Source organism: Tardiphaga sp. (genome assembly GCF_044340795.1).
GTDB lineage: Bacteria > Pseudomonadota > Alphaproteobacteria > Rhizobiales > Xanthobacteraceae > Tardiphaga.
Map to the genome: position 1 here is coordinate 51,083 of NZ_JBIISY010000010.1, position 6,898 is coordinate 57,980.

Consider the following 6,898-nt stretch of genomic DNA (forward strand, 5'->3'; position numbering starts at 1 on the left):
TTAAGAGAACCTTTGCGAAACTGGTGGTAGATCAACCGTCTGTGATCGACCACAGTGAGAACGGCCCGGTGGCGGAAATGTCTACGCGGGGGCGAGTGCATCGCCTCATATCCTGGTTCAAGTCCAGGCTGGGCCTCCATCCTTCGCTCGCTTTGCGAGCTTCGGCTCGGCGAGCCATCCGCCTCGTCATTTCGGCAGAAACCGGCGGTTGATGACGGCTTTAAGGGCCTTCCCTGCCCCGCTATACTGGTCTAAAGACAGCCGCGCGCGAAGATGAGCCAAAGTTCTTTAGGGAGCGGAGCTTGTCAGGCGCCCGGGCCCGAGGGACGCGCGACTGCGCGCCCTTTTTTTGTGCCGATTTGTCACCACCGCGAGACGCAATGCCAAAACGCACCGACATATCCACCATCCTGATCATCGGCGCCGGTCCCATCGTGATCGGCCAGGCCTGCGAGTTCGATTATTCGGGCACGCAAGCTGTCAAGACGCTCAAGGAAGAGGGCTACCGGATCGTTCTGGTCAATTCCAATCCGGCCACCATCATGACGGATCCGGAGTTGGCGGACGCGACCTATATCGAGCCGATCACGCCCGAGATCGTGGCCAAGATCATCGAGAAGGAACGTGGCGATCGCAGCAAGGGTTTTGCGCTGCTGCCGACCATGGGCGGCCAGACCGCGCTGAACTGCGCGCTGTCGCTGCGCCAGCAGGGTACGCTGGAGAAATTCGACGTCGAGATGATCGGCGCCACCGCCGAGGCGATCGACAAGGCGGAAGACCGCCAGCTGTTTCGCGAGGCGATGACGAAAATTGGTCTTGAGACGCCGAAGTCGCGGCTCGCCAATGCGTCGGACCTGAAGAAGCAGTATCGCGACAAGCACAATGCCGAGAAGGCCCAGCTGACCGGCGAAGCGCTGGCCGAGCATGAGCGCCAGTGGGTGCTGCACGAAGGCGACCGCCGCAAGCGCTACCAGGAACACGCCCTCGGCCAGGCGCTGATGGCGCTGTCCGAGATCGGCCTGCCCGCCATCATCCGTCCGTCCTTCACCATGGGCGGCACCGGCGGCGGCATTGCTTATAACCGCGAAGAATTCCTCGACATCATCGAGCGTGGCCTCGATGCGTCTCCGACCAACGAAGTGCTGATCGAAGAGTCAGTGCTCGGCTGGAAAGAGTACGAGATGGAAGTCGTCCGCGACAAGAAGGACAACTGCATCATCATCTGCTCGATCGAGAATCTCGATCCGATGGGCGTGCATACCGGCGACTCAATCACCGTCGCGCCAGCGCTGACGCTGACCGACAAGGAATACCAGATCATGCGCGACGCCTCGCTGGCGGTGCTGCGCGAGATCGGCGTCGAGACCGGCGGCTCCAACGTGCAGTTCGGCGTGAATCCTGCCGACGGCCGCATGGTCGTGATCGAAATGAATCCGCGCGTGTCGCGCTCGTCGGCGCTGGCCTCCAAGGCCACCGGCTTCCCGATCGCCAAGGTCGCGGCCAAGCTCGCCGTCGGCTACACGCTGGATGAAATCGCCAACGACATCACCGGTGGCGCGACCCCGGCGTCGTTCGAACCGACCATCGACTATGTCGTCACCAAGATCCCGCGTTTCGCCTTCGAGAAATTCCCGGGCGCCTCGCGCACGCTGACCACTTCAATGAAGTCGGTGGGCGAGGTGATGGCCATCGGCCGTACCTTCCAGGAATCGCTGCAGAAGGCGTTGCGTGGTCTCGAGACCGGCCTCACCGGCCTCGACGAGATCGAGATCGAGGATCTCGGCCGCGGCGACGACAAGAACGCCATCCGCGCCGCGCTCGGCACTCCGACGCCGGACCGCATCCTGCAGGTCGGCCAGGCCATGCGCCTCGGCTGGACCGACGAGGAGATCTTCAACTCCTGCAAGATCGATCCGTGGTTCCTCGCGCAGATGCGCGGCATCGTCGAGATGGAAGCCAAGGTGAAGGCCAATGGCCTGCCGACCCATGCTTTCGGCATGCGCTCGCTCAAGGCCATGGGCTTCTCGGATGCGCGCCTTGCGGTGCTCGCCGGCAAAACCGATGCCGAAGTGAAGGCGCTGCGCCGTGAGCTGAATGTCCGTCCGGTGTTCAAGCGCATCGACACCTGCGCCGCCGAATTCGCCTCGCCGACCGCCTACATGTATTCGACCTATGAGTCGTGTTTCGCCGGCTCCTTCGCCGACGAGAGCCAACCGTCGGACAAGAACAAGGTCATCATTCTCGGCGGCGGTCCGAACCGTATCGGCCAGGGCATCGAGTTCGACTATTGCTGCTGCCACGCCTGCTTCGCGCTGGCGGATGCCGGCTATGAGACCATCATGGTCAACTGCAATCCGGAAACCGTGTCGACCGACTACGACACCGCGGATCGCCTCTATTTCGAACCGCTCACCGCCGAAGACGTGCTCGAGATCATCGACACCGAGCGTCAGAACGGCACGCTGCATGGCGTGATCGTGCAGTTCGGCGGCCAGACCCCGCTGAAGCTCGCGCGCGCGCTGGAAGCCGCCGACGTGCCGATCCTCGGCACCTCGCCGGATGCCATCGACCTCGCCGAGGACCGCGACCGCTTCAAGCGCATCCTCGACAAGCTCAAGCTCAAGCAGCCGAAGAACGGCATCGCCTATTCGGTGGAGCAGGCTCGCCTCGTCACCGCCGATCTCGGCCTGCCGCTGGTGGTGCGTCCGTCCTATGTGCTCGGCGGCCGCGCGATGCAGATCATTCGCGAGGAAAGCCAGCTCGGCGACTACCTGCTCGGCACGCTGCCGGAGCTGGTGCCTGCCGACGTCAAGGCACGCTATCCGAACGACAAGACCGGCCAGATCAACACGGTGCTCGGCACCAATCCGCTGCTGTTCGATCGCTATCTGTCGGACGCCATCGAAGTCGACGTGGACTGCCTCTCGGACGGCAAGGACACCTTTGTCGTCGGCATCATGGAGCACATCGAAGAGGCCGGCATTCACTCGGGCGACTCCGCCTGCTCGCTGCCACCGCATTCGCTCGACGATGCGATGATCACCGAACTCGAACGTCAGACACGCGAAATGGCGCTCGGCCTCGATGTCGTCGGTCTGATGAATGTGCAGTTCGCCATCAAGGATGGCGAAGTCTATGTGCTCGAAGTCAATCCGCGCGCCTCGCGCACGGTGCCCTTCGTGGCCAAGGTGATGGGCATGCCGGTCGCCAAGATCGCCGCCCGCATCATGGCTGGCGAGAAGCTCGCCGACTTCAATCTGAAGAAGCGCAAGCTGCAGCATGTCGGCGTGAAGGAATCGGTCTTCCCGTTCGCGCGCTTCCCCGGCGTCGATACGGTGCTCGGTCCGGAGATGCGCTCCACCGGCGAAGTGATGGGCATCGACTCGTCGTTCGAGATCGCCTTCGCCAAGAGCCAGCTCGGCGGCGGCACCCGCGTGCCGCGCAAGGGCACGGTGTTCGTCTCGGTGCGCGAGAGCGACAAGACGCGCATCCTCGATGCGGTGAAGCTGCTGGCCTCCAGCGGCTTCAAGGTGGTCGCCACTGGTGGCACCCAGCGCTTCCTGGTCGACAACGGCGTTCAGGCCGAGAAGATCAACAAGGTGCTGGAAGGCCGCCCGCATATCGTGGACGCCATCACCAATGGCGAGATCCAGCTGGTACTGAACACCACCGACGGACCGCAGGCGCTGGCCGACAGCCGCTCGCTGCGGCGGGCTGCCCTCTTGCATAAAGTACCATATTACACCACACTTTCGGGGGCCGTGGCGGCTGCGCAGGGTGTCCGTGCCAATCTGGACGGCGACCTTGAGGTCCGCACATTGCAGAGTTACTTTTCCGAAGTCTGACTTTGACCGGCGCGGCAATCCGGATTGAGGTTAGTCAAGAGCAGGTCATGACCGGAACCAGCCGGTCATGAACAGGTTCTGTTTCGGCGCCTGAATCCTGCATCTGCGCCGGCTGCAACGCACAGCCCCGCATATCCCCTGCAGGCCGATTTCACGGACTGACAAGTTTCGTCGCACGCGTCAGCGTGCGACATGACGTTAAAGGACGAAGAGAATGGTTGAGAAGGTCCCGATGACCGCCGGCGGTTTCGCCGCCCTCGAAGTCGAGTTGAAGGATCGCCAGACGGTGCAGCGTCCGCGCATCATCGAGGCGATTGCCGAAGCGCGTTCGCATGGCGACCTGTCCGAAAACGCCGAATATCATGCGGCGAAGGAAGAGCAGTCCCATAACGAAGGTCGCATCAGCGAGATCGAGGACAAGCTCGCGCGCGCCGACATCATCGATATCAGCAAGCTGTCGGGCGACACCATCAAGTTCGGCGCCACCGTCACGCTGATCGACGAGGACACCGAGAAGAAGAGCGTGTGGCAGATCGTCGGCGAGCCGGAAGCCGATGCCAAGAACGGTCGCATCTCGATCACCTCGCCGCTGGCGCGTGCGCTGATCGGCAAGAGCAAGGGCACCTCCGTCGAGGTGATCGCGCCGGGCGGATCGAAGGCCTATGAGATCGCCAAGGTGGAATGGCGCTAAGCCAGCGCCTTGCAACCTGCTAAAAGATTGAAAGCCGCGCCTCGGGTGCGGCTTTTTTGTTGGTGGCGATCGATATCCCGGGCGGGCGCCAGCCTGGCGCAATCCAGGTTCCATAGGAAGGCGGATACACACCCAAGGGATGTATCGCAGCCATGAAGCACCTGTTCGCCCCACTGCTCGGCACGCGACTGCTCGCATTCATCGTCGGCCTGATGGTGTTCGGACACGTCGCGTCGGCCCAGCCCCCCGCCAGGGAGAAGACCTCGGACCCCGCCCTGTCGCCACCGCCCCTCGCATTCGAGCCGCGGCGGGAGATGCAGCCATCCGGACCGTCACGGCCGACCGCATCGCGATGGGGCGCCTATGCGGTCGAAACGCACAAGCGGATCGAAAAACACCTCGCGGCCCATCGCGACGCCTTCAAATTCAAATCCGACCTGTATGTCGAACTCTGGATCGAGCCGAACGGGCGTGTGAGACAGACGCGCGTCACCGGCGCGACCGGCAACCGGACCGTCGATGCCATGGCCGGCCCGGACTTCCCGCCGGGCCTGGTGCTGCCGGCACCGGACAAGGACATGCCGCAGCCGATCAAGGTCAAGATCAACGCGGACCGGTAATCCCCGAGACCCGTTGCTGATCGGACGATCAGCGCTCGTGTTCATCCAGTGCGGCCGCTTATGACGGTTATGCGAACTGGAATAATTCTCGTGATCACGACATTTTTCACACGAGCGTGACCGCACCTTTGTGTAGCAGCAATGCTAGAACTGATCCGTCATTCACAGGGGGACACATGACATGGACCAGACTTTCGCAAAATTTCAGCCGATAGCACTCAGCCTGATGCGCTTCATGATCGGCTTGCTGATGCTTCAATATGGCATCGCCAAGATCTTCAAATTCCCGGTCGTGCCCTACTTCGCCAACATCCCGCCGCTGATCACCGTGGCCGGCACCATCGAGCTCGTCGGTGGCGCGTTGCTGCTGATCGGCCTGTTCACCCGCCCGGTCGCCTTCATCCTGTCGGGCCAGATGGCCTGCGCCTATTTCATCGGTCACATGTTCAAGGGTGCAGATCCGGTGTTCCTGCCGCTGCTGAATGGCGGCACGCTGGCGATCGCGCTGTGCTTCGCCTGCCTCTACATCGCGACCGCCGGCGGCGGCCCGATCAGCGCCGATGCGGCGATCCGAAAGGGCTGAGGTCGCTCCTGTCCCTCCTCCGCTCTTGCGGGGGAGGGTGGCCGGCCCTCTTGGGCCGGTCGGGTGGGGGCAGCCCCACGTGAGGTCAGAGTTTGGGGCAAGAACCCCACCCGTCTCGAAGCTCGCTGAACGCTCGCTTCGATCCACCCTCCCCATTCGCTTCGGGGAGGGAGAAAAACTAGTCCGCGTCCTTCAATTCCAGCGGCACGGCTGCCGCATATTTCGAATTATGCAGCACCAGCGACGTGCGCACATTGCGCACATGGGGCGCCGCCGTCAGTTGGCTGACAAAGACCTGGAAGGTCGCCATGTCCGGCGCCACGCATTTCAGGATGAAGTCGATCTCGCCGGACAGCATCCAGCACTCCCGCACCAGCGGCTCGTTGCGGACGAAATCCTCGAACGCCTTGAGGTCGGCATCGGCCTGGCTGGACAGGTGCACCGAGGCGAACACCGTGACGTCGAAGCCCAACTTCCGCGGATCGAGCAGACCCCGATAGCCCTGGATATAGCCGGCCTCTTCCAGCGCGCGGACGCGGCGCAGGCATGGCGGTGGCGAGATGCCGACACGCTTGGCGAGTTCCACATTGGTGATTCGGCCGTCGGCCTGAATCTCGGCAAGGATCTTGAGGTCGATTTCGTCGAGGCTTTTCGGCACGCCGGGTCCTGCTGGCATTCGGAGCAAAGAATTGCGTTCTGTTTAGCGCAGGACGGGTGACGCGCGCAATTTTATTGCGCGTGCATTGCAGAAATTAAGCCTTCGCGGGGGAAAATCCGGGAGTCCGAATTGCAATTCTTGCATAGCTCACCAGATATTCTAGAATTCATTTCAACGACTTCGCGCCGCTGCGACCGTATCGCCGGCACATTTCGCATCAAGCACTGACGTTATCGCCCTGCGGAAGGGGACTCGACCATGGCCGCCACCACTCATGCCAAAGTCGTCATCATCGGCTCCGGCCCGGCTGGCTACACCGCTGCTATCTATGCTGCCCGCGCCATGCTGGAGCCGGTCCTGATTCAGGGCATCCAGCCCGGCGGCCAGCTCACCATCACCACCGATGTCGAGAACTATCCGGGCTTTGCGGATGTGGTTCAGGGCCCGTGGCTGATGGAGCAGATGGAGAAGCAGGCACAGCATGTCGGCACCAAGATCGTC

The 6,898-nt window shown here is 62.5% G+C and carries 6 protein-coding genes and 1 tRNA gene; 6 read left to right on the forward strand and 1 reads right to left on the reverse strand.

Going from position 1 to position 6,898, the window contains the following annotated elements:
• Window positions 1-62: 62 nt before the first annotated feature.
• The 5 genes from ACIQ17_RS03205 (at window position 63) to ACIQ17_RS03225 (ending at window position 5,739) form a co-directional block, all read left to right on the forward strand.
• Window positions 63-139: transfer RNA gene (locus ACIQ17_RS03205), tRNA-Ala, on the forward strand.
• A 241-nt stretch (window positions 140-380) separates the two neighbouring features.
• The gene (gene carB / locus ACIQ17_RS03210) at window positions 381-3,845 is read left to right on the forward strand and encodes a carbamoyl-phosphate synthase large subunit (protein ID WP_398465317.1); all 3,465 of its coding nucleotides are present in this window, start codon (window positions 381-383) and stop codon (window positions 3,843-3,845) included.
• 214 nt (window positions 3,846-4,059) lie between these two features.
• Window positions 4,060-4,536, forward strand: a complete 477-nt coding sequence (gene greA, locus ACIQ17_RS03215) for a transcription elongation factor GreA (RefSeq protein WP_398465319.1) — start codon at window positions 4,060-4,062, stop codon at window positions 4,534-4,536.
• Window positions 4,537-4,688: 152 nt separating this feature from the next.
• The gene (locus ACIQ17_RS03220; protein ID WP_398465321.1) at window positions 4,689-5,156 is read left to right on the forward strand and encodes a hypothetical protein; all 468 of its coding nucleotides are present in this window, start codon (window positions 4,689-4,691) and stop codon (window positions 5,154-5,156) included.
• Between the two features lie 181 nt (window positions 5,157-5,337).
• The gene (locus ACIQ17_RS03225) at window positions 5,338-5,739 is read left to right on the forward strand and encodes a DoxX family protein (protein ID WP_398465323.1); all 402 of its coding nucleotides are present in this window, start codon (window positions 5,338-5,340) and stop codon (window positions 5,737-5,739) included.
• A gap of 178 nt (window positions 5,740-5,917) precedes the next feature.
• Here ACIQ17_RS03225 and ACIQ17_RS03230 read toward each other — a convergent pair whose 3' ends face one another.
• Entirely contained in the window at window positions 5,918-6,397 is a 480-nt protein-coding gene (locus ACIQ17_RS03230; protein ID WP_398465325.1) for an Lrp/AsnC family transcriptional regulator, read from the reverse strand.
• A 258-nt stretch (window positions 6,398-6,655) separates the two neighbouring features.
• On the opposite strand from ACIQ17_RS03230, the gene ACIQ17_RS03235 reads away from it, so the two are divergent.
• On the forward strand, window positions 6,656-6,898 hold a 243-nt coding region (locus ACIQ17_RS03235; RefSeq protein ID WP_398465327.1), incomplete at its 3' end, for an NAD(P)/FAD-dependent oxidoreductase.

Coding starts and splice junctions, on each gene's coding strand:
- carB (WP_398465317.1), top strand. CDS start 381: ATGCCAAAACGCACCGACATATCCACCATCCTGATCATCGGCGCCGGT.
- greA (WP_398465319.1), top strand. CDS start 4,060: ATGGTTGAGAAGGTCCCGATGACCGCCGGCGGTTTCGCCGCCCTCGAA.
- ACIQ17_RS03220 (WP_398465321.1), top strand. CDS start 4,689: ATGAAGCACCTGTTCGCCCCACTGCTCGGCACGCGACTGCTCGCATTC.
- ACIQ17_RS03225 (WP_398465323.1), top strand. CDS start 5,338: ATGGACCAGACTTTCGCAAAATTTCAGCCGATAGCACTCAGCCTGATG.